This window comes from Candidatus Rhabdochlamydia porcellionis (assembly GCF_015356815.2).
Taxonomy (GTDB): Bacteria; Chlamydiota; Chlamydiia; order Chlamydiales; family Rhabdochlamydiaceae; genus Rhabdochlamydia; species Rhabdochlamydia porcellionis.
The window spans coordinates 894,104-914,652 of record NZ_CP075585.1 but is presented as its reverse complement, the minus strand read 5'-3'; the positions used below and the strand labels follow the sequence as shown (position 1 = coordinate 914,652).

20 protein-coding genes are annotated in these 20,549 nt (G+C 35.9%); 13 read left to right on the top strand and 7 right to left on the bottom strand.

Annotated elements, in window-relative coordinates; all coding sequences use genetic code 11:
- Nucleotides 1–15: 15 nt before the first annotated feature.
- Entirely contained in the window at nt 16–612 is a 597-nt protein-coding gene (gene recR / locus RHAB15C_RS04200) for a recombination mediator RecR (protein ID WP_194845384.1), read from the bottom strand.
- A gap of 177 nt (nt 613–789) precedes the next feature.
- Here recR and RHAB15C_RS04195 point away from each other — a divergent pair, with 177 nt between their 5' ends.
- From RHAB15C_RS04195 to RHAB15C_RS04170, 6 genes are all read left to right on the top strand, one after another.
- Nucleotides 790–1,818 (top strand): beta-ketoacyl-ACP synthase III, encoded by a 1,029-nt coding sequence (locus tag RHAB15C_RS04195; RefSeq protein ID WP_194845385.1) that lies wholly within the window; start codon nt 790–792, stop codon nt 1,816–1,818.
- Nucleotides 1,811–2,767: an ACP S-malonyltransferase gene (gene fabD, locus RHAB15C_RS04190; protein WP_194845386.1), complete on the top strand. Its 957-nt coding sequence runs from the start codon at nt 1,811–1,813 to the stop codon at nt 2,765–2,767. The genes RHAB15C_RS04195 and fabD overlap by 8 nt, the downstream gene beginning before the upstream one ends.
- A complete protein-coding gene (gene fabG, locus RHAB15C_RS04185; protein ID WP_194845387.1) occupies nt 2,755–3,510 on the top strand; it encodes a 3-oxoacyl-[acyl-carrier-protein] reductase in 756 nt (251 codons plus the stop codon). Before fabD ends, fabG begins: the two co-directional genes overlap by 13 nt.
- Nucleotides 3,511–3,543: 33 nt before the next feature.
- Nucleotides 3,544–3,831: an acyl carrier protein gene (gene acpP / locus RHAB15C_RS04180; RefSeq protein WP_281422340.1), complete on the top strand. Its 288-nt coding sequence runs from the start codon at nt 3,544–3,546 to the stop codon at nt 3,829–3,831.
- A 275-nt stretch (nt 3,832–4,106) separates the two neighbouring features.
- Nucleotides 4,107–5,786: a ShlB/FhaC/HecB family hemolysin secretion/activation protein gene (locus tag RHAB15C_RS04175; RefSeq protein WP_194845388.1), complete on the top strand. Its 1,680-nt coding sequence runs from the start codon at nt 4,107–4,109 to the stop codon at nt 5,784–5,786.
- A 15-nt stretch (nt 5,787–5,801) separates the two neighbouring features.
- Nucleotides 5,802–8,846, top strand: coding sequence for a two-partner secretion domain-containing protein (locus tag RHAB15C_RS04170; RefSeq protein WP_194845389.1), 3,045 nt, complete (start codon nt 5,802–5,804; stop codon nt 8,844–8,846).
- A 52-nt stretch (nt 8,847–8,898) separates the two neighbouring features.
- On the opposite strand, the gene RHAB15C_RS04165 is transcribed toward RHAB15C_RS04170, so the two are convergent.
- Genes RHAB15C_RS04165 through RHAB15C_RS04155 form a run of 3 tightly spaced genes read right to left on the bottom strand, consistent with a single transcriptional unit; the run spans nt 8,899 to nt 11,664 of the window.
- Nucleotides 8,899–9,684 carry an ABC transporter permease gene (locus RHAB15C_RS04165; RefSeq protein WP_194845390.1) on the bottom strand — a complete coding sequence of 262 codons (786 nt, stop codon included), beginning with the start codon at nt 9,682–9,684 and terminating at the stop codon, nt 8,899–8,901.
- Nucleotides 9,668–10,537, bottom strand: coding sequence for an ABC transporter permease (locus RHAB15C_RS04160; RefSeq protein ID WP_194845391.1), 870 nt, complete (start codon nt 10,535–10,537; stop codon nt 9,668–9,670). The genes RHAB15C_RS04165 and RHAB15C_RS04160 overlap by 17 nt, the downstream gene beginning before the upstream one ends.
- Entirely contained in the window at nt 10,534–11,664 is a 1,131-nt protein-coding gene (locus RHAB15C_RS04155) for an ABC transporter ATP-binding protein (RefSeq protein WP_194845392.1), read from the bottom strand. Before RHAB15C_RS04155 ends, RHAB15C_RS04160 begins: the two co-directional genes overlap by 4 nt.
- Nucleotides 11,665–11,935: 271 nt before the next feature.
- Here RHAB15C_RS04155 and trxB point away from each other — a divergent pair, with 271 nt between their 5' ends.
- Both trxB and RHAB15C_RS04145 read left to right on the top strand, forming a co-directional pair.
- Nucleotides 11,936–12,886 carry a thioredoxin-disulfide reductase gene (trxB, locus tag RHAB15C_RS04150; RefSeq protein ID WP_194845393.1) on the top strand — a complete coding sequence of 317 codons (951 nt, stop codon included), beginning with the start codon at nt 11,936–11,938 and terminating at the stop codon, nt 12,884–12,886.
- Nucleotides 12,887–12,890: 4 nt separating this feature from the next.
- The gene (locus RHAB15C_RS04145; RefSeq protein WP_194845394.1) at nt 12,891–13,697 is read left to right on the top strand and encodes a hypothetical protein; all 807 of its coding nucleotides are present in this window, start codon (nt 12,891–12,893) and stop codon (nt 13,695–13,697) included.
- Here the strand turns inward: RHAB15C_RS04145 and acpS are convergent.
- Both acpS and RHAB15C_RS04135 read right to left on the bottom strand, forming a co-directional pair.
- The gene (acpS, locus tag RHAB15C_RS04140; protein WP_246587521.1) at nt 13,694–14,092 is read right to left on the bottom strand and encodes a holo-ACP synthase; all 399 of its coding nucleotides are present in this window, start codon (nt 14,090–14,092) and stop codon (nt 13,694–13,696) included. The two genes, RHAB15C_RS04145 and acpS, sit on opposite strands and share 4 nt — an antisense overlap.
- Entirely contained in the window at nt 14,067–15,137 is a 1,071-nt protein-coding gene (locus RHAB15C_RS04135; protein WP_246587520.1) for a PIN/TRAM domain-containing protein, read from the bottom strand. The genes acpS and RHAB15C_RS04135 overlap by 26 nt, the downstream gene beginning before the upstream one ends.
- A 172-nt stretch (nt 15,138–15,309) precedes the next feature.
- On the opposite strand from RHAB15C_RS04135, the gene RHAB15C_RS04130 reads away from it, so the two are divergent.
- On the top strand, nt 15,310–15,744 hold the full coding sequence (locus RHAB15C_RS04130; protein ID WP_194845396.1) for a hypothetical protein: 435 nt from the start codon (nt 15,310–15,312) through the stop codon (nt 15,742–15,744).
- Nucleotides 15,745–15,752: 8 nt separating this feature from the next.
- Nucleotides 15,753–16,925, top strand: a complete 1,173-nt coding sequence (locus RHAB15C_RS04125) for a prolipoprotein diacylglyceryl transferase (RefSeq protein ID WP_194845397.1) — start codon at nt 15,753–15,755, stop codon at nt 16,923–16,925.
- Here the strand turns inward: RHAB15C_RS04125 and RHAB15C_RS04120 are convergent.
- On the bottom strand, nt 16,864–18,693 hold the full coding sequence (locus RHAB15C_RS04120; RefSeq protein ID WP_194845398.1) for a hypothetical protein: 1,830 nt from the start codon (nt 18,691–18,693) through the stop codon (nt 16,864–16,866). The two genes, RHAB15C_RS04125 and RHAB15C_RS04120, sit on opposite strands and share 62 nt — an antisense overlap.
- 366 nt (nt 18,694–19,059) lie before the next feature.
- On the opposite strand from RHAB15C_RS04120, the gene RHAB15C_RS04115 reads away from it, so the two are divergent.
- The 3 genes from RHAB15C_RS04115 (at nt 19,060) to RHAB15C_RS04105 (ending at nt 20,547) form a co-directional block, all read left to right on the top strand.
- Nucleotides 19,060–19,659 carry a peptidylprolyl isomerase gene (locus RHAB15C_RS04115; RefSeq protein WP_194845399.1) on the top strand — a complete coding sequence of 200 codons (600 nt, stop codon included), beginning with the start codon at nt 19,060–19,062 and terminating at the stop codon, nt 19,657–19,659.
- A gap of 230 nt (nt 19,660–19,889) precedes the next feature.
- Nucleotides 19,890–20,246 carry a DUF948 domain-containing protein gene (locus tag RHAB15C_RS04110; protein ID WP_194845400.1) on the top strand — a complete coding sequence of 119 codons (357 nt, stop codon included), beginning with the start codon at nt 19,890–19,892 and terminating at the stop codon, nt 20,244–20,246.
- A gap of 1 nt (nt 20,247) precedes the next feature.
- Nucleotides 20,248–20,547, top strand: a complete 300-nt coding sequence (locus RHAB15C_RS04105; protein ID WP_194845401.1) for a hypothetical protein — start codon at nt 20,248–20,250, stop codon at nt 20,545–20,547.
- The last annotated feature ends 2 nt before the right edge of the window (nt 20,548–20,549 follow it).

Below are 20,549 nucleotides of genomic sequence, written 5' to 3'. Positions count from 1 at the left end.
CTTTTATTGATTTTTTTAAAAAGAGTGTCTTCCTGTAAAAGATCTTGCAAGAGTGCTTCCATCGACAAAATCTAAACAACTTCCTATAGGTAATCCAAAAGCTAAACGAGAAATATGCACATCGTTTTCTAGTTGTTCTTTTATATATAAAGCTGTAGCTTCCCCTTCTAAGGTAGAATCCAGAGCTATAATTACTTCTTTAATCGAGTGATTTTTCATTCTTTGTTTAATCTTCTCCATGGGCAAGCAATCTGCATTTTTCCCTTCAATAGGAGAGAGTAACGATCCTAACACATGATATAATCCTTGGTACATACCCATTTCTTCTAGAGCATAAGCGTCTTTTACAGAGGCAATTAAACATAGTTGAGAAGTATTGCGATTGGGTAATTGGCAAAAATGACAATTATTTTCTTCTGCTAAACAGGAACATTCAGGGCAAAAAGCAACTCTTTGGTTTAATTCAGAAAGAGTAGTAGAAAAATGCAATACGTCTTCTAAAGGCCAATTAAATATTTGAAAAGCAAATCTCTCAGCGGTTCTATTGCCTACACCTGGGAGTCTTTTAAATAAATTAATGAGTATCTGAAGGTGCTTAGGGTATTTAAGCATTTTTTTGGTTTTTTGGTTAATTTACAATACGATAATGGAATTTGCATAGACGTGCAATGGAAATTTTACATAATAAAAGATTGCAAAGGGAGGCAAAAACAAAATACTTTCATTTTTTAAGAGACTGAGATAAACTTTTTCGATAGAGTATTAAATATGTAAATTTTATTTTGGTTTATGGTTCAAAAAGCACGCATTATTTCTACTGGCTCCTATCTTCCTGAAAGAGTATTATCGAATAACGATCTAGAAAAAATGGTCGATACTTCGGATGAATGGATCATCTCTCGCACAGGAATGAAGGAGAGAAGGCTAGCAGCAGCAGATGAACCTACCTCTGAAATGGGATTTCAGGCTGCTAAAAAAGCTATTGAGAAAGCTGGAATTAAGTTAGAAAAAATCGAGCTTATTTTATTTGCTACTTTGACACCGGATTACCCATTTCCTAGCACAGCATGCTTAATTCAAGCTCGACTGCGTGATTTTTTTGAGCAAACAGGGCAAACAAAGGATTTTAATCCAGCAGCAGTAGATTTGCAGGCTGCTTGTACCGGGTATATTTACGCTTTATCTCAAGCTAAAGCCTATATTGAATCAGGAATGTATCGCTCTATTTTAATTGTAGCTTCTGAAAAGCTCTCTTCCATTGTTAACTACCAAGATCGATCTACTTGTGTTCTTTTTGGAGATGGTGCAGCGGCCTGCATTGTTGCAGCGGAAGGAAAAGGATTATTCATTTCAGATGTCTGTTTAGGAGCTGATGGAAGATTGGCTGAGCTGTTAATCATACCAGCTGGAGGATCAAAGAAACCAGCCTCTATGGAGACTATTCAAGCAAACCAACATTATCTACAAATGGAAGGAAAAGAGCTATTTAAACATGCAGTGCGTAGAATGGAGATGGCAGCTAGTTGTTGTTTGGAAAGAGCTTCTTTAAAAAAAGAACAGATCAAATGGCTGATTCCTCATCAAGCAAATATACGTATTATTGAAGCCATTGCAAAGCGTTTTGATGTGCCAATGGAACATGTTTTTTTGACATTGCATAAATATGGAAATACATCTGCTTCTTCTGTAGGGATTGCTTTAGATGAACTTTTACAGGAAAAAGACTTAAGAGAAGAGGATCACATATTGCTAGTAGCATTTGGCGCAGGACTTACTTGGGGAGCTGCTATTTTAACCTGTGGAGCAGAAAATGCATAAATGGGCATTTATCTTTCCAGGTCAAGGAACGCAATATACAGGAATGGGAAAGGATTTTTACGATACTTTTCCTATAGCCAAGGAAGTATTTCAGGAAGCTGATGAAATTTTACAGCAAAATTTCTCTTCTATTATTTTTGAAGGCTCATCAGAGATCTTAACCCTTACTAAAAACAGCCAAATTGCTATTTATCTGGTAAGCATGGCTATTTTGCGTACTTTGCAAACGCAAACCCCCTTTTTTAAACCAGCAATTTGTGGAGGCCTGAGTTTAGGGGAATATACAGCTTTGGTCGCTTCGGAAAAAATTAGCTTTAGCGATTGTTTAAGATTGGTACAGGTACGTGCTGAAGCTATGCATGAAGCTTGTAGAGAAAATAAAGGGACAATGCAAGTTGTGCTAGGACTTACCGAAGATCTGGTTGCTGAATCTCTGCAAGAAATAAGCTCTAAAAGTGGCCCTGTTTGGATCGCTAATATTAACTGTCCAGGTCAAATCGTTATTGCAGGTAGAATTAAAAACCTCACAATAGCAGCTGAATATCTCAGACAGAAAGGAGCTAAACGCATCATTGACTTAGAAGTTGCTGGGGCTTTTCACAGTGGCCTAATGCAATCTGCTAAGGAAAAACTTCTTTGTAAGATTGAAAATGCCGCTATTTATGAAAGTAAAATTTGTTTTACTATGAATGTTCCTGGTACAATAGTTGATTCTATTGCGATGATTAAGCAGTATTTATTAGAACAGGTGATAAGTCCTGTTCGTTGGCAGCAATCCATCTTAGTTATGCAAGATTTTGGAGTACAAGCTTATCTTGAAATAGGACCGGGTAAAACATTGAGTGGAATGAATAAAAGAATTGGAGTGCAAGCTCCTACTCTACATATAGAAAAAGTAGCCGATTTAGATGGATTGGTACGTCAATGGGAGTCTTTATGTCGCTCTTAGCAAATAAGAATGCTTTGATTACAGGAGGCACCTCTGGTATTGGTAGAGCTATTGCTTTAGCATTTCTGCAGCAAGGAGCGAATGTAGCTATTTTAGGAACAAATAAAGAACATGCAGATCATGTTGTAGAAGAGCTACAAGCTGTTAAGATCCATCATCAGCAAAGAATAGAGTCCTTGCTTGTGGACGTTTCTCTTAAATCAGAAGTGGATCATGCGATTAAAGATTTGATGCTCTCTTGGAAATCGATCGATATTCTAGTCAATAATGCGGGCATTACTCGCGATGGTCTATTGATTAGAATGAGCGAAGAAGACTTTGATCGAGTCATTGCAGTAAACCTCAAGTCGCTTTTTAATTTATGTCGCTCTGTTGTTCCTCATATGGTAAAAACTCGCAGTGGAAATATCATTAATATCTCTTCTGTTGTAGCCTCAACGGGCAATCCGGGTCAGTTTAATTATGTGGCATCTAAAGCAGGTATTGAAGGTGCTACAAAAGCGCTAGCAAAGGAAGTTGCCTCTCGTAATATTCGCGTCAATTGTATAGCGCCTGGGTTTGTTCAAACGCGTATGACAGATAAATTGACAGAAGTGCAAAGAGAGCATATCTTAAGTCAAATCCCTATGAAAATCATGGGCAGACCTGAAGATATTGCCAATCCAGTTGTCTTTCTGGCAAGTTCTCTTTCTAACTACATCACAGGCCAGATATTGACTGTAGATGGCGGAATGGTGATGTGATTGATAAATATTAACTTAACTAAAGGATACCTTATGTCAACCGAGAAATCTATGGAACAAGAAGCTCTTGAAAAAGAAGTACTTGATATTGTTGTTGAACAACTGCAATTAGATCCCGCTCTAGTTTCTTTAGAAAAATCTTTTTCAGAAGATCTTAGTACAGACTCTTTAGATCTTACAGAGCTAATTATGGCCTTTGAAGAGCGTTTTGGATTTGAAATTCCACAAGAAGAAGCTGAAAAACTCTATATTGTCAGAGATGTAGTGGGCTACATTCAAAAAAAGCGCAATGAAAAAGAAAAAAAACCTCCTGCCGCTTAAGTTTTAGGGCTGCTTAATAGTAGCCCTAGGCCACTCTATTTTAGAGTATTTGGCTTCTTAAATTTGCACGCCTTGCAGAAGGCTTCAGAGAATTTTTACAAGAGGAATTATTCACTCTTGTCCAGGCTACAGTTTAAATGAGTATGTATCAGATCCTTTTTCTTTGCTTACAGGCTATTTCTTATTTCCTTTTAAAAAATTTTGCTACCACAGAAAGTTTGAGAAATTAAAAAAGTTATTTTCAATAAATTTTTTTATCTGAATAATAGGAAAATATGATACATTTACTTTCTTTTTTTTTAGTAGCCTGTTCTTTTATAGCTTTTGCAAATGATTCAAATTCAGAATCAGTGGTGCTTGGCTCTGTAGTGTCTCAACAAACACAACAAGACATATTAAAAGGAGATTTTCGAAAAAAAAATCCCTGTATTAGAGCTATTGTTCTTATTGCTAACGAAGATTGCATGCCAGCTCGGCTTTCTGAGACAAATCGCGAAGGGGTTTATGTACATCTTGATTCCCTAGAATGTATAGACAATCTTGTAGATGCTTTATCTGTTTACTTACAACAACCTCTTGATGAAAAGATTCTTTGTCAGATAGAGCAAACCATTCTCTCTTATTATTATAGCATTCGCTATCCCTTTATCCTCATTGAATTCCCCAATCAAAACATTAGCAATGGGATCTTGCATATTGTTGTCCGAGAGAGCACGATAGGAGAAATATGTATAGAGTCTAATGAAGATTACGCAATACATAAAATTATGGACTATATGCGTTTATGCCCAGGAGAGAGAATTAATGAATCTATCTTATTTAACGATGTAGCTTGGCTCAATCGTAATCCTTTTCGCCAAATAGACATTGTCTATCGGCCAGGTTATGAAGAAGACACAACGGATATTTTATTACGGACACATGCTAGAAGGCGTTTTAGATTATATGGCGGAGTAAATAATACGGGAGTCAAATCCATTCAAAGAGAGCGTTTTTTTGCTGGTTTTAACCTGACTAATTATCAGCAGATGCTCACCTATCAATACAACTCTTCTTTTAATACAAAGCGCTTTCAAGCCCATACCTTACAATATACCCTTCCTTGCGCCTGGCGCAACGTGCTCAACATTTATGGGGGATATGCAAGAGTGCGCCCTGAACTATCGCTACCTGCTACGCGCAATGAAGGCTGGAGTATGCAGATGAGCTTGCGTTATGTCATACCCTTTAAAACCTATTCACACCTTACCCATGAAATGAGTATAGGAGGAGATTTTAAGCGAACAAATAACACAGTAGAATTTTCGGATAACTCACCGACAATTGCAAATAATGTGAATCTAACACAGGCTATGCTTGAATATAAAGGAGCCTATTCCAGTAATCGCAATCGGATTGACTATCAAATCCAAGGATTTTGCTCACCTGGAAAATGGTTGGCAGATCAGAGCAATGCTTTATATGCTCAACTACGTCCGAACGCCAAAAATCATTGGATTTACGCACGATTAAATTGCACCGCTTCTCAAAAATTACCTAAAGATTTTTACATTTCTTTAGGGTTCAGTGGGCAATTATCCAACCAGAACCTAATCCCCAGCGAGCAATTTTATATTGGAGGATTTGATACCGTACGAGGTTACGATGAAAGAGAACTCAATACCGACACAGGGCTCTTTGTTCGTACAGAAGTACACACTCCTCCTTTTCGCTTTGCTAGATGCTATGATAAATTGGAACTGCTCGTATTTTTTGATTACGGTTATGCAAATAACCACACTCCCATTCCTCCTGAGGGTAAAGGTAGTCACTTAATGTCTGTTGGACCTGGTTTAAGATATGCATTTTCTCATTATTTTGCTGCCCGCTTAGATTATGGTATTCAGCTGTACCATAAAAATTTTTTTGGATCAAATCATCAAAGAGTGCATTTTGAGGTAACAGCCAGTTATTAATGTGTAAGAGGCAATATGAAAAAAATCGTTTTTAGTCTTCTCCTTTACTCGATTACAGCATATGCAGCTCCTGAAGGATTTGAATTGATTTCAGGCCAAGCCAGTCCGCCGCAAGTAGATTCTCAAGGACAGATGCATATCCAAAGCACCCAAGACTCTGTTGTGCATTGGGATAGTTTTTCTTTAACCCCTCAAGAAGTTCTTATTTTTGATCAAGCACAAGAAGCTTCTCGTATTCTAAACCGTGTTGTAGGCTCTGATCCCAGTGAGATTTTAGGCAAAATTCAATCCAATGGAATTGTCTACCTCATTAACCAAAATGGGATACTCATCGGTCCTGGTGGAGTGATTGAAACAGCTGGGTTTCTTGCTTCGACATTAGATAGTATCACCCAAGACCTTTTTGCAAAAAGTACCCTAGAATTCTTTAGTGAGCATCCTGGATCTATTGTCAATTTAGGTACGATTTCTTGCCCGTTAGGACAAGTTACTCTTCTAGCGCAAAATATTGATAACCAAGGAAACATCAATGGCTCTGTAAATGCCGTAGCTTGTACGCAAGCTACCTTGCAAATCGATAACCAAAGAGTTTTCATTCAAACCAATCAACAATTAGATACGCCAGATAACCTGCAATCTTTAAATACCTCTATCCAAAAAAATCTCTATGCTCATGCCATAAAACACAGTGGAAAAATTTCAAACCCTATCATTGCTACTCAAGAAGGATCCGTCTATCTCTTTGCTCAAAAAACAGAAGTTACAGGAGAGATAGAAGCTTTTGATATCCAATTATTAGGCAAAGAAGTCCTTCTTAAAGAGCAAGCGATTATAGATGCCTCTTCTGATACTCAAGGAGGAAATATCCTCATAGGAGGAGGATATAAAGGTCAAGACCCTCAAATTTCCCTAGCAGACCATGTATTGATCGAATCCCAAGTACAGATACAAGCCGATGCTAAGTACGCAGGCAATGGAGGAGAAATCATTATTTGGTCAAAAGAAAACACAGAGTTTTTAGGAAATCTTTCCGCTAAAGGAGGAAGTTTAGAAGGAGATGGGGGGTTTGCTGAAATATCTGGAAAACAATCCTTAAGCTTTAATGGTAGAGTAGACTTAACAGCTGCTCATGGCAAGGTGGGAAACCTATTGATCGACCCAGATATTCTTAATATTACACCTTCAGGGACAGACCCTGCTACAGGGCAAATTTTTCCAACCAACGGAACTGCCAATGTCAGTGGAAGTTCTATAGCGATCGCGCTTAATTCAGCAAATCTTATTCTACAAGCTAATGCTTCTATTAATATTTTAGATAGTATTAATAGCACAAGTTCTAATGACCTAACTTTACAGGGGGGGTCTATTTTTTCTTTAAGTAGCACCCCATCACAGATTACACTAAGTGGTGGCAATTTTCAAGCTGTGTTTAACGATGAGGATTCGTTTAATGCACCTACTGATGGACGTAATTCATTTGAGCTTTCAAATATACAGATCCGTACAAATGGGGGTAATATTGATATTCAACAAGGAAACTTCGCTAGTCAATACCGGGGAATGATTGTGATTAGTAGAGGTTCTATGTTAGATACTGCAGGTGGTTCTTTAACATGCACTTTGCATCCTAATAATAACGATAGTCAGGGTCAAGGGATTTTGGTAGCAGATTCTACTATTACTGCAGGAGATTGTATCTTAAACGGGGCAGGAAGATCAGGAATTGTTTTTCAAAGCTCTACATTAACTGCAGCTAGTATACTTGCAACAGGTGTAGCAAAAGAAGACAGATTGGAAGGGATTATTTTAGAAAGCAATTCTACTTGGACTGCAAGTACTGGAGAGATTGTTTTAAATGGTCAAGCAGAAAATACTAATGGGACAGGTATCTCTGTTGACAGCTCAGAGATTAGAGCTCTAAATAATTCTGTTACTCTTCATTGTAATGTAGGGTCAATAGAGCTAGATGATGGAGTTGTTAGTTGTGGAGGAGATGGAGTATTGATGGTAAATTCTCCACAAGATTGTCGTTTATTAGCTTCTTTTACTGGGAGTACAATGCGAGTTAATAGTGGCATAGCTAATTTTACCGTTGGGCGTGACTTGGTACTTACTTCAGGCTCTTTAACTGGAACATCTAGTGCAACCATAGGGAGTGAAAATGCAAATCTTACAGGAGGCTCCCTACAGTTTGATATAGGAAGAAATGTTTCTCTTACCTCAAATAATCAGTTGAACCATGCTTTAATTGGGTATGGAGACTTGGATACACTTTCTAATGTAACAGGAGACATCCTCTTTAATCATGTCGGTGGCGATATGACTTTAATGGCAAATAATGGGTTTGCACAAATCGGTCATTTAAGTGGAGGTAGCGGTTCAAATACCCTAAATGGGGACATTTCTCTAATCGTCGATGGCTCGATTTCTGTGATAGGTAGTAGTTCAAGAGCAGCCAGTTATGCGCAAATTGGCCATGGTAGTAGTGATGCTCCTTTTACTACAACAGGACAACTAACCGCTATTGCAGGGAAGAATATCATTATGCAGTCCAATGTAGGGTCTGCTAATATCGTCAATGCTGGAGGTGATATTACCCTTGTTGCAGATAATATTTTCCCTGTTGCTCCATTAATAGGATCTGGATTTTTTAGTATTAACTCTAATTTATCTGCTAGTGGAGAGGTGCGCATTTATACAGCTGCTCGTAGCCAAAACCAAATCAATGATCTCATTAATGGTTCGCCTTTTGTACCAGGGACGCTTTTTGTAGATACAAATGAAGAGAAGTGGGCTGTTTACTATCCAGGAGGGATTTATGGAGGAGGACCTTTTACGATTTACTATAAAGATGGAACAATAGAAGCAATAGAGGAGGTATTTCAGCTTAGTGTAGATCAAGCAGAGCTTTCAAATATAGTACAGAGTTTTCGTATGGAAAATACACCCATTTATCAAGCAAATTTAGACTATTTCTCTGAAAGAGAGTGGCTTTTCTTTGATCCTTATCGCAGAATATTGCGCTACAGAACAAATTTGAGGTATTTCATAGGGCATTAAGAGCTTAATTTACTAATCGGCTTAGAAAAGTGCTATGCTAAAAAAAGTGGCATTAAAAAATCTTCGTTCTGGATTTAATAGAAAAAAAGATAAATACAAGAAAGCTACTTAATGTGAGCAGAATTGCTGAGAGAGCATTGACGATAGGAGAGATTCCTGATCGTAACATGGATAGTATGTAGAGAGAAAGGGTTTGACTATCACTGCCAGCGCAAAAATAGGAAAGAATAAAGTCATCAAAAGAGAGAATAAAAACTAGTAGCCCTGTTGCAATAAGAGAGGGTCGCAATAGGGGTAGTATTACGCGTAGAAACGTCTGAATAGGTGTGGCTCCTAGTACTAAAGAGGCTTCTGTCATACGACCATCCAATTCCAAGAATCGAGCATAAACAATAGGAACAACAAACCCTAATCCTAAAACGGTATGCGCGACAATTAAAGTGCCAAGTCCTAAAGAAACCTTAATTATGGTAAAGAACCCGAGTAAACCAATTGCTAGGACTGTTTCAGGAATGATGAGATTCCCATAGAATAGCGTTAAAAAAGTACGGATTCTTCCTCCTTGAGAGCAGTAAAAGATTAAAAAAATACCCATTAATAGACTTAAAAGCGTTGCAGAAAAAGCTACGATTAAAGAGTTAAGAAAAGCTTGCCAAAGGTGCTCTGTTTGAAATAGCTCTACATACCAATTCCAAGTAAATCCTTGCCAGGGAGAAGGAAAAGAAGCTGTGTTAAAAGAAAAGACAAGAAGAACAATTAAGGGAACATAGAGGAATAAATAAACCGCTGCAATAGATACAAGGGAAATGACTTTTGCTAAACTATTTTTTTGTTTCATAAACGCGTCCGGGGATCATACGATCGATTAAAAAATAGAGAAGAATAGCACTTAGTAAAAGACAAACCGAAGCCACTGCTGTAAAAGCAGCTCCCAATGAACTTGTTTGTTCGTCTAGAATAAAGCTAGAGATTACAGTCCCCACAAACATCCACTTATCTCCACCCATGAGCTCTGGAATAGCAAACTCGCCAAAAGAAGGAATAAATACTAAGAAAAATCCTGTCTGTAGTCCTCGTTTAGTTAAAGGCAGTATCACGCGGCGCAGAGTATGAAACCAACTTGCACCTAAATTATAAGAAGCCTCGATAAGACGATTATCAATTTGTTCCATAGTCGAGTAAAGAGGCATAACCATGAAAGGCAAGTAGTAATAGACCATCATAGTCATGATAGCAAAAGGGGTATTTAACATATGTAAGGGATTGTCTATAATCCCTATTAATTGCAAGAATTGATTAATAATTCCTTTTTTTTCCAATACAAAGAACCAGGCGTATACATGTAAAAGAAAGTTAGTCCAGAAAGGTATAATCAATAAAAAGAGCAGCACGTTTTTAAATCTCTTACTATTAAATGTCAAAAAGTAAGCAAGAGGATAGGCAATGATTAAACAAATACAAGCATTGCTCAGGGCCAAGATTAAAGAGTTGAAAATTACTTTTAAATATACAGGACGTAAAAAAAAGGTAATTTTTTGTAGAGTGATGCCTCCGATAGCTCCTGTATCTGTTATGTACAGAAAGCTGGTAATAAAGATTATCGCAAGTGGTAAATAGAAAAATAACACCTGCCAAATCATTGCAGGCGATCCTAGGGAAAATGGCAGATTAGAAGAGACTTTTGATTTCATTTTTCTAAAATCACCACGTTCTCTTTTTGCCAATATAAAAACACTTCATTGTCATAATCAATAACCTCTTGTGGAAAATGCTCTTCATTTTGCTCAAAAACTTGAACCCGCATTCCATTTTTTATTAAAATGTTATATTGAGTAGATCTTCCATGATAAACAATAGATTGAACGGAGCCTTTTAGAGTATTAGAAAAGTTAGGAACAGCTTTTTTAGAGATGAAAATCTTTTCAGGTCGCAAGCTAATCATGATCTGGCGTCCTTCGTTCATCCATTCTTTTTTTTGTGGAATATCAATTTTAAATCGACCTAGATTAGGAATGTCAATTTCAGGACCCTGACTTAAGTAGCGTAATTGACCACTGAAAATGTTTGTGGTTCCTACAAATTTTGCAACAAAAGAAGAGATGGGGAATTCATAAATTTCTTTAGGGGTACCTATCTGCTCTATTTCTCCTTTGTGGTTCATGATGGCCATTTGATCAGCTACGGTTAAGGCTTCAAATTGATCATGGGTAACATAGATAAAAGTGGTTTTTAGTTTATCTTGTAGCTCGATTAATTCAATTAACATCTTTTCGCGCAGCTTAAAATCTAAAGCAGCAAGAGGCTCGTCTAAAAGTAGAACTGTTGGCTCGTCTACGATAGCTCTAGCTAAGGCAACGCGTTGTTGTTGACCTCCAGAAAGTTGGCTAGGGTATTTATAGATATGTTGTTCCAAATGAAAAGATTCCAGGATCTTAATGACTTTTTTCTGAATGACTTCTTTGGGGAGCTTTTTAAGTTTTAGGCTATAGGCAACATTATTAAATACGTTTAGGTGAGGGAAAAGAGCATAATTTTGAAATACTATATTGATAGGTCTTTTGTAAATAGGCCAATTAGTGATCTCATTATTTCCTAAATAGATTCTTCCTGATTCAGCACTCTCTAAACCAGCAATTAGTCTGAGTAGAGTGGTCTTACCGCATCCACTCGGACCTAAAAGAGCAAAAAATTTACCGGCTGGAATCGTTAAGTTGACTTCTGGAATAATAACTCCGCCATCTAGAGATTTTCTTAAAGCTTCTAACCGTATGCTTCGTGTTTTTTGTGTGATCATTTTGTTATCCGATAGCTGGTTCATTCTTTAACCTTTACAGGTGCTTAATTTTATGATCAAAATGTTTTACTGCATAGTATTTTTAGAGCAAATGGGAGAAGCTTATCTTTTTTATTTTTCTAAACTAGCTTTTTAATATATATATATTTTTCAAATCCTCTTTTTTATCCTTTGTTTAAATTTTTTTAGTTATTTTAAAGAACTTCCAAGTGGAATCTTTCCTTGAGATAAAACCTATTCTTTTTTATTTTTTCTAGAGTAGTTGATTTTATAGATGCATAACAAAAGTTTAGATATGAAACAAACAAAACTTGTGATTATTGGCTCTGGGCCTGCTGCTCTTACTGCTGCTATTTATGCAGCTCGTGCACATTTAGAGCCCGTTGTCTTTGAGGGCTTTTCTTCTGGACCAGTTGGGGGACAGCTAATGACAACAACCGATGTAGAAAATTTTCCTGGTTTTCCTGAAGGAATACAAGGACCTGAGCTGATGGAGCGTATGCGCAAACAAGCAACACGTTTTGGAGCACAAATTTTGACAGAAGACGTGATTGCAGTAGAATTGAAAAAAAGGCCATTTATGATAAAGGGACGTCGAACTTCAATACAAGCAGATGCATTGGTAATTGCAACAGGCGCTACAGCTCGTCGTCTTAATGTACCAGGAGCAGGGGATAAGGAATTTTGGCAAAAAGGAGTTACTGCATGTGCTGTATGCGATGGAGCGTCTCCTATTTTTCGCAATCAAGATTTATATGTGATTGGAGGAGGAGATACTGCTGTAGAAGAGGCGATCTTTCTAACAAAATATGGAAAGAAAGTCTTTTTGGTGCATCGTAGAGAAGAATTGCGTGCTTCTGAAATTATGGCTGATCGTGTAAAAAAGCATCCTAAAATAGAGATTCTTTGGAACCAGGAATTAGTACGTATCGAAGGGGATACGGTTGTGCGCAGAGTGTTTTTAAAAAATGTGAAAACCCATCAAGAAAGTACTTTCTCAGCGGGGGGGGTATTTTTTGCCATTGGACATGATCCTAATACTAAATTTTTAGAAAATCAACTCAAGTTAAAAGAAAACAACTATATTCATATAGAGCCAGGAAGCTCTAAAACCAGCATGGAGGGAGTTTTTGCCGCTGGAGATGTGCATGATCATGTTTACCGTCAAGCTGTTACAGCAGCGGCAACTGGATGTATAGCTGCATTAGATGCAGAGAGATGGCTATCTGAAAAAGGACATCTTTAAAGTCATGGCTCTACTTACCAAAATTGTTATTCTTCTTCCTTTAAGTTGTTTTGCTTTAACAACAAAACCTTGGTTATCTAATCTGTTTGAAGCAGATTTGATACCAGGATACACCTATCGGCATTATCCCGCCGTACAAGGGGCAAATAAGCCCTTTGCTTCAAATGATCAGATTTTATCACTTGGATTAGGTGCTACTCTATCTACACATTTTGATTTTGAGTTAGAATTAGAAGTTGCTAATACAACCCAGCAGTCTTGGGGGATGCGTAGTGGTGCTATGCAAATGCGTTACCTATGGTTAGACGATGTTGCAGGAGATCCTATAAGTTTTCTTACAGGATTTAGTTTACGCGATGTTTCTAAACGAAATCTGCGTGATGTGAGCTGTCCTTATGCTGCTCGCATAAATTGGGAATTATTTTCAGCGATTGGCAAAGAATTCTCAGATGGAGCTAATTGGACTACCCGTATCTACGCTTGGTTAGCAGCAGGAATTGCTAACCGAGGCTCTTGGTGGACAAGGCAAGAAATCTCCTATGAGAGTAATTGGTGCGATCGCCATAATTTAAAATTATTTTCACAGGGTGATTTTGGTTTTGGAGATCTTCAGCAAATAGTAGTAGATCATTTTAATGGCTGGGGAAAGTATCATCATCAATCCATTGATTTAGGTATCTGTTATAGATATCAGCTAGATTATTATGGTACTTTTAGTATAAATTATGCCTATCGTGTGTTTGCAAGAACATTTCCTGAGAAAGTACATTGCCTGACTTTAATGTATTGCTTTCCTTTCTGTTTGTTTTAATTCTTTGTCCATAAGGCAGTAGCTGTTGCATACGACCTGCAATGACTCATGGAGAGAAGCATACAGGTTCCCTTGGTTTTCTTTTGGAGTTTTGTACTGAAATGGACAAGAGGTTTTCCAGAAACACCATTAATAATTTCTATATCTTGCCAAGTGATGTGTTCGGTAAAGCCTGTTCCTAGAGCTTTTACAATGGCTTCTTTTGCGGAAAAACGTGCTGCAAAATGAGGAATAGGGTCTTTGTATTTTAAGCAATAATCTCGTTCTTTGGGCGTAAATATCCGAGAGATAAGACGATACCCATGATTGTCAATACTTTGTCTAATTCTTTCAATTTCAATAATATCTGTTCCAAGTCCTAAAATATGACTACTCATGACTCTCTTCGTGCTCATACCCCTGATCGGATTCACCATCCATTGCATTACAAAATACCATGCGTCCTGAACTGGTATGTTTAACGGAGAGAACCTTTGCATCAACTATATCGCCTATATAATTCCCACCACCATTGATAACAACCATTGTCCCATCATCTAGATAACCAACCCCTTGTCTGGGTTCTTTGCCATAGCGTTGTACTTTAATTTTTATAAATTCTCCTGCCTGCATTAAAGGTTTTAAGGAGTTAGAAAGGGTATGGATGTTAATGACACGGATGTCTTCAATTTCAGCAATTTGCATACGGCTAATATCGGCTGTGAGTAGGTTTGCGTCTAAGAGGCGAGCTAAGCGCAGTAGTTTACCTTGTATATCTTTAACATCTGGAAAATCCGTATCATTGAAGCGTAGGCCTAATTCAGCAATCAGTTCAATTTTTTTAAGTACTTCTAAACATTTTTTAGCTTTAAGTTTGGAAAATTCATCGCCAATTTCTGCTTGAGTATAAAGCTCTTTAATAATAAAGCGGGGAATAATAATTTGATTATCTAATAAACCAGTAGTAGCAAGATCAATAATTCGAGCATCTGAGAGAACAGAACTATCAATGATTAAATCTTTTTTCTTTTCTACTGTAGGAGCAAATTTAATAAAAGGGATGCTTACATAGAGTTCATCCGCTGCTCTTAATGTCATAATTGTCCCCAGATATGTACCAAATAAGAATAAGGCAATTTTTAACATCTCTAAAGTTTGAGGTTGCAGGGAAATCGACGCACGACTGATATCTAAAATAGCATCGAATACTAGCACCAGAGCCTGTCCCATTAGATAGCCAAGAAAGATACCAATAACTGCGATATTAAAAGAGCGTAAATTAAACCTTTTAAATAAAAGGTCAAAGCTAATGAGAAATAATCCAAAGACAAAGCCTATTAATACGCCGATAAGAATATTGGTTTGTATGCTTCCAGGAGTATTGGAGATCATAAATGTTGTCATGAAAAATACACTTAAGAGCACAAAGAGTATGCGCATAAAGGCAACAGAGAGATTCATGAAGTTCTCCTAAGATAAAACGTAAAGAGTCGAATAAAAATTTTGTTTTTACTAAAATATTTATATCCATTTTAGATAGCAATACCTTTTTTGTCGATAAGCTTAGCTTTGAATTTAGACTATTAGTTTAACAGAATATTCTGTTAGTCTTATTAGACAAACTAACAGGAGCATGAATATGCATTTAGGTCGATTTGGATGGATTGTGGTAAGTGGAATAATATGGCTGATTATAGGTGGTTTTTTGTTGTCAATGGGACTTTATTTGCTGATTTTACAATCTTCTCTACAAAATCGAGAACACATTATGGCTTTGGTTTGCTTAGGACTGGTTTTGGGATTCATAAAAGGGAGCTTTATTCTTTCTAAAACCGCAAAAAAAGCGATAAAAAGAATATCCTTGATTCCAGAGCCTATTTCTATTCTAAGGGTATATCCTCCTGTATACTTAGGTTTGATCATTGGTATGATGCTATTGGGAATGGGTTTAAAATGGTTAGAAATAAGCTCTATTCGAGGTATAATCGATATAGCAGTGGGATTTGCTTTAATGAGTGCTTCTAGAGTCTATTTCCAGTCAGCCTATATATTAAAACAACAGAGATAGCTTATTTTATGTTTGGATTTTTGTATTGGGACCCTAATCCAGCGGTATTTCATTTTCTACTTCCTCTCATTCACAGACCATTGATGTGGTATGGTGTTTTATTTGCGCTAGGGTTTATTATAGGATATTCTATTTTTCGTTATTGTTGGCTACGTTATCTTTTATTTTCTGTAAAGTTTTCTAACCGAGATATTATTTGCTGGCCTTTGTTTTTACAAAAAAACCATAAGTCTTCCTATTTACAAATACTTTTCGGAGCATTTCCTCAAAAAGTGAAACGGTTTTGTCAACAAAAACCATATCAGGAAAATGTCCCAGAGGAAATAAAGAAAGAGGTAATTCAAGCAATAAATCATACCGTTGATCATCCAATCGATCTTCCAAATCCTCCTCAAGCAGAACCATCTCTTATAAACTTTGCTAAAAAATATATGAGCGCTTTTCAACTAGAAAGGGTGCAGTCTTTTTTTAGAGTGGACACTTGGCTTCAGCCTTGGGTCTTGTCTTTTAGAAAACGCAATACCGCTGTTATAGAAAGATTAACCACCTATTTGATTATAGGGATGCTCATTGGAGCTAAGCTCGGTGACTTTATTTTTTACCAAAACTGGATGATTATTTATCAAAATCCTCAAGCGCTTTTTGCTTTTTGGGAAGCAGGCCTTGCCAGCCACGGTGCTGCTTTGGGAATTCTAGTTACTTTATGGCTGTTTTGTCATAGGTATAAGCTTAACATTTTGCATATAGTTGATTTAGTTGTTATTCCCACTCCTTTAGTTGGATCTTTTATTCGTTTAGGAAATTTTGTCAATCAGGAGATTTTAGGTGTTCCAACAGATCTTCCCTGGGGGGTAATTTTTTTACATCCTGTAGGATCTGCAGCTATTGTTGCGCGCCATCCTGTACAATTATATGAAGCATTTAGTTACGCGGTTCTAACTGTTTGTCTATTTTTCTTATGGAAAAAAGAGCCGTCTTTAACGCACAAAGGAAGAATAACCGGTTGGTTTTTCCTTTCTGTTTTTAGTGTTCGGTTTATCTTAGAATTTTTTAAAGAAGAACAAAGTGCTTATCTCATATATTTACCCCTTAAAATGGGGCAAATTTTAAGCATCCCTTTTATTTTGTTTGGGATTTGGCTTCTTTATCGATCTTATAAAAAAGTTTTTCGCAGAACTTAGCATCGATAGGGATTAGAGGAAGAATATCTTGACTTAACTTATCTATTTGACTATGCAGTTCTTGAAAGGAAAGGGGCTTTATATAAATGATATGCCATTTAATAAATCTTTCTATACAAGATTCTGTTGAGTAAGAAAACAGGTTATACCACGCGTATTTATATAAGATCCATATACGTCTAGAAAGCTGATCAGCACATGTAATTAATTTAGGATGTTTTTGTAAATATTCTTCATAAACTTGATTTACAAATTGCTCGTGGGTCTCAAAAGTTGCTTGGGTCCATTTTTGATAAATAAACTGTAGTAAAAAAGGATCTATACCGATTTCAATTTTCTGACAAAGTAGATCTCCTTGGATGACCCAAGGATAGATTTTTTTTTCAATTTCTTTCCATTTTTTATTTTTTATCAATTCTTTTACTTTTTTAAAAAATTGATTGGTTATTTGCAGTAGATGATAGAAGCTTTGTTTGGGATTATCAATTAACGCATTGGAAATTTCCTCTTCTATTTTTCTTGCAATACAAGCGGGGATTTTTTGTAACAACTTTTCGTCAAATGTAAGATTTTTCCAAATAAGAATTTCTAAAAGTTCTTTTTGCTCTGTTAAATTAGGTAAAAGAATAGCTTCTTGATAGGCATTCCAGATCGTGAGTAATACATGTTCTATGGAATGACAAAGACGATCATTTTGCATTAATGCAAGCTCTGCCATGATAAAAGTATAGATTACCTGCGGTAAGTTAGGCTTTTTTTCCTTATTTACAGGATACACGGCTAAAATAGCTTCTTTTAACTCAAGTTGAGTTAAAGTTTTTGGCATTTGAGCAGCCAAAGCATAAAGGGCTATAATTCGTTTGAGTTGATCGCATAAAGCACTCTTTGATTTTTTATATAGACTGTGTCTACGTAGAAAATTTTCTAAATATACTCTTTGTTCTTTTGAAGCGAATGTTTCAAAAGAGAGGGTAGGATATAATTTGTCTGCAAGGAGTAGAGAAATATAATCATGGATGATTTCTTCAGAAATAGACAAAGGAAAAGTGTAAAGTGCACGAAGGCTCATGAGTACGTTGTATTCTAGCTGGCGATGCGTAATATTAGGGTGTTTTGCTGTTTCTTCTAAAATGGTTTTTACTATGATTTCATCTGTTTGATTATATTCATAGTAAGGACTGATATGATAATTTAGGTGAGGATCTAGCTGGCATTGAGTAGTCCAGATCATTTTTGTCAGCTCTTCTAGCTGAGGTTCTTCTCCATCAATTGCTGCAATGCATTCACTAATTCGACTTGCCATCTGGTAAGCAGGATAATAGGGAACAGAAAAATGAGGTTTTTTTAAATATAGGTGGTTTTTGAGATTTTGCTTAATTAAAAAAAGGATATTTACTTTACCTTCATCAGTGATAGCTTCCGGTTGATCTTGAATTTGTTTCGTGTATAAAACAAGTTTTTCCCATGTTTTTTTTATCGCGGAAACACTGATTCGAAATTGAGGGAATTTCTCTTGAAATTCAGGGGTCATTTTTTTTAGAAGATACTGCTCTAATTGTATAGACCAGGTTTTAGTCGGAGCATTTTGTATCTCTTGTTTCATTCTTCGAGATAAAAATAAACTTACTTCAGAGTAAGGATGATATAGCTCTGGTACTTCATCAATCGGAATCAGATAGGAACAAGAACATTCTTTATTTGATTTTCTTTTTGTAGACCGATTTAAAGAGCCAAATAAATTGTCATTAGGCTTTGTTAGTTTAGTCATGAATTTCTTACAATAAGTAAACTGTTTTTTTATAATGTGTATTTTCTTATCTAGCTGAGTTGATTTTTTTTGTCTAATAAAATTTTAAAATAAATAGAAAAGATAAATAATTTTAATAAGTTTAAAACAAAAAAATATCAATGAGAGTTTACTCTCATCTATGTTTTTAACTAATTTTATGCTCTTATTTAAGTTTCATTAAATTTTGAAAAATAATAATTTATTTTCTAATTCATGAAGCATTTTGCAAATAAAAAAATAGACGATAATAAATGTCTCTTTTTCTTTTGGGCTTAGAAATAAAAATCATTTGGTTGCTTTTGTAGAAATTTATGATAAACTATTTATCCAAAAAGGAGGACTAAGATGTCTAGCTTTTTTCAGTATTTGATCATTTTATTAAATTTTGCTTTCTTAAATCCCATACAATCTTTAGAGGTACAAAAAGTGGAACCTAAACAATCTTTAGAAGTAGAACAAGTAGATCTTAAAACGCCTATTGTTATTTTTGAAACAAATCTCGGTACAATTGAATTGCAGCTCTTTCCTGATATTGCTCCTAAGGCCTGCGAAAACTTTTTAGGTTTGATAGAAAAACAAAAGTATGATGGAACTATTTTTCACCGAGTCATTAAAGGATTTATGATTCAAGGAGGGGACCCTAAAGGAAATGGTACTGGAGGAGAATCCATTTGGGGCAAAAGTTTTGAAGATGAGGTAACAGTTGAAAAAACATTCAATAAAAAAGGCCTGCTTGCAATGGCTAACTCAGGGCCTAACACAAATGGTAGCCAGTTCTTTATTACCACAACAGACAATGCTCATTGGCTTAATAATAAGCACACCATTTTTGGTAAAGTGGTAAATGGCTATGAAACGGTAGAAAAAATTGAGGAAAGTAAAACAAACAGAGTTGATAAACCTTTGGAAGAAGTTAAAATTCTTAAAGCTTCTATAAAGCCTTAAATTTTCTTCATATAATTAGGGCTGGAGTCCTCCAGCCTTAAAGTATCTCGAATATTCCTCCTAATTTTTCAAAGTTTATTATAGAATAATAAAAAAATTTTTATTTAATTAATAATTAAAGTTTTATAATAATATATTATATTTTTTATTTACATGTTATTATAAATAATTGCACAATGTAAATTAAGAATAAGAAAAATACTATCTTCTATTTTTAATAGAGAGCTTCTATGATTATTGAGGTTTGCATAGCAGTAAGTACCCTAGCCTTTGTAGTTTTAGTCATTTTTTTAGTTATGACGCTGCGCAGCTCTTGTGCAACTTTAAAAAAAACTAAACACACTCTAACTAAAGTAGAAGGGGAATTAAAAGAAATCTCTGCTGAAAGCGTTACGTTACTTAAAAACGTAAATGATTTAACCGTAGATATAAAGGAAAAATCAGAGTCTTTAAATTTTCTATTTACTCCATTGCTTAAACTCTCTCATGGAAAATCCCATAAAACAAATACCTATGAAAAACTTACAGAAGTAATTAATTATGTGACAGATGCAGTGATTCTACTGAAAAAAATAAAGGATAAGTAATATGTCAAATTACCATAAAGATACAAAGAATATCCTTCTAGGAGCCCTTATCGGAAGCGCTATTGGAGCTAGTATCATTATTCTTTTAAAAAGCTCTTCTTATAAAGACAGGAAATCAACCCTGCATTTTATAGGCAAGGCTCTTGCTAACGCAGGAGAAGTTGTTAAAGACAAAATTGAGGATCCTGAGAGTTTACTCAAAGAGCTAGATAAGAAGATTGCGAAAAACGAGGATAAGTTAGCTGATATCTTAGAATTGGCAGCTGCCGGAATGCAGTTATGGAAAAAACTAACAAAATGAGG

What these genes read in the sequence shown, in the direction of transcription:
- recR (WP_194845384.1), bottom strand. Translation starts at nt 612, where the DNA reads ATGCTTAAATACCCTAAGCACCTTCAGATACTCATTAATTTATTTAAA.
- RHAB15C_RS04195 (WP_194845385.1), top strand. Translation starts at nt 790, where the DNA reads ATGGTTCAAAAAGCACGCATTATTTCTACTGGCTCCTATCTTCCTGAA.
- fabD (WP_194845386.1), top strand. Translation starts at nt 1,811, where the DNA reads ATGCATAAATGGGCATTTATCTTTCCAGGTCAAGGAACGCAATATACA.
- fabG (WP_194845387.1), top strand. Translation starts at nt 2,755, where the DNA reads ATGTCGCTCTTAGCAAATAAGAATGCTTTGATTACAGGAGGCACCTCT.
- acpP (WP_281422340.1), top strand. Translation starts at nt 3,544, where the DNA reads ATGTCAACCGAGAAATCTATGGAACAAGAAGCTCTTGAAAAAGAAGTA.
- RHAB15C_RS04175 (WP_194845388.1), top strand. Translation starts at nt 4,107, where the DNA reads ATGATACATTTACTTTCTTTTTTTTTAGTAGCCTGTTCTTTTATAGCT.
- RHAB15C_RS04170 (WP_194845389.1), top strand. Translation starts at nt 5,802, where the DNA reads ATGAAAAAAATCGTTTTTAGTCTTCTCCTTTACTCGATTACAGCATAT.
- RHAB15C_RS04165 (WP_194845390.1), bottom strand. Translation starts at nt 9,684, where the DNA reads ATGAAACAAAAAAATAGTTTAGCAAAAGTCATTTCCCTTGTATCTATT.
- RHAB15C_RS04160 (WP_194845391.1), bottom strand. Translation starts at nt 10,537, where the DNA reads ATGAAATCAAAAGTCTCTTCTAATCTGCCATTTTCCCTAGGATCGCCT.
- RHAB15C_RS04155 (WP_194845392.1), bottom strand. Translation starts at nt 11,664, where the DNA reads ATGAACCAGCTATCGGATAACAAAATGATCACACAAAAAACACGAAGC.
- trxB (WP_194845393.1), top strand. Translation starts at nt 11,936, where the DNA reads ATGAAACAAACAAAACTTGTGATTATTGGCTCTGGGCCTGCTGCTCTT.
- RHAB15C_RS04145 (WP_194845394.1), top strand. Translation starts at nt 12,891, where the DNA reads ATGGCTCTACTTACCAAAATTGTTATTCTTCTTCCTTTAAGTTGTTTT.
- acpS (WP_246587521.1), bottom strand. Translation starts at nt 14,092, where the DNA reads ATGAGCACGAAGAGAGTCATGAGTAGTCATATTTTAGGACTTGGAACA.
- RHAB15C_RS04135 (WP_246587520.1), bottom strand. Translation starts at nt 15,137, where the DNA reads ATGAATCTCTCTGTTGCCTTTATGCGCATACTCTTTGTGCTCTTAAGT.
- RHAB15C_RS04130 (WP_194845396.1), top strand. Translation starts at nt 15,310, where the DNA reads ATGAATATGCATTTAGGTCGATTTGGATGGATTGTGGTAAGTGGAATA.
- RHAB15C_RS04125 (WP_194845397.1), top strand. Translation starts at nt 15,753, where the DNA reads ATGTTTGGATTTTTGTATTGGGACCCTAATCCAGCGGTATTTCATTTT.
- RHAB15C_RS04120 (WP_194845398.1), bottom strand. Translation starts at nt 18,693, where the DNA reads ATGACTAAACTAACAAAGCCTAATGACAATTTATTTGGCTCTTTAAAT.
- RHAB15C_RS04115 (WP_194845399.1), top strand. Translation starts at nt 19,060, where the DNA reads ATGTCTAGCTTTTTTCAGTATTTGATCATTTTATTAAATTTTGCTTTC.
- RHAB15C_RS04110 (WP_194845400.1), top strand. Translation starts at nt 19,890, where the DNA reads ATGATTATTGAGGTTTGCATAGCAGTAAGTACCCTAGCCTTTGTAGTT.
- RHAB15C_RS04105 (WP_194845401.1), top strand. Translation starts at nt 20,248, where the DNA reads ATGTCAAATTACCATAAAGATACAAAGAATATCCTTCTAGGAGCCCTT.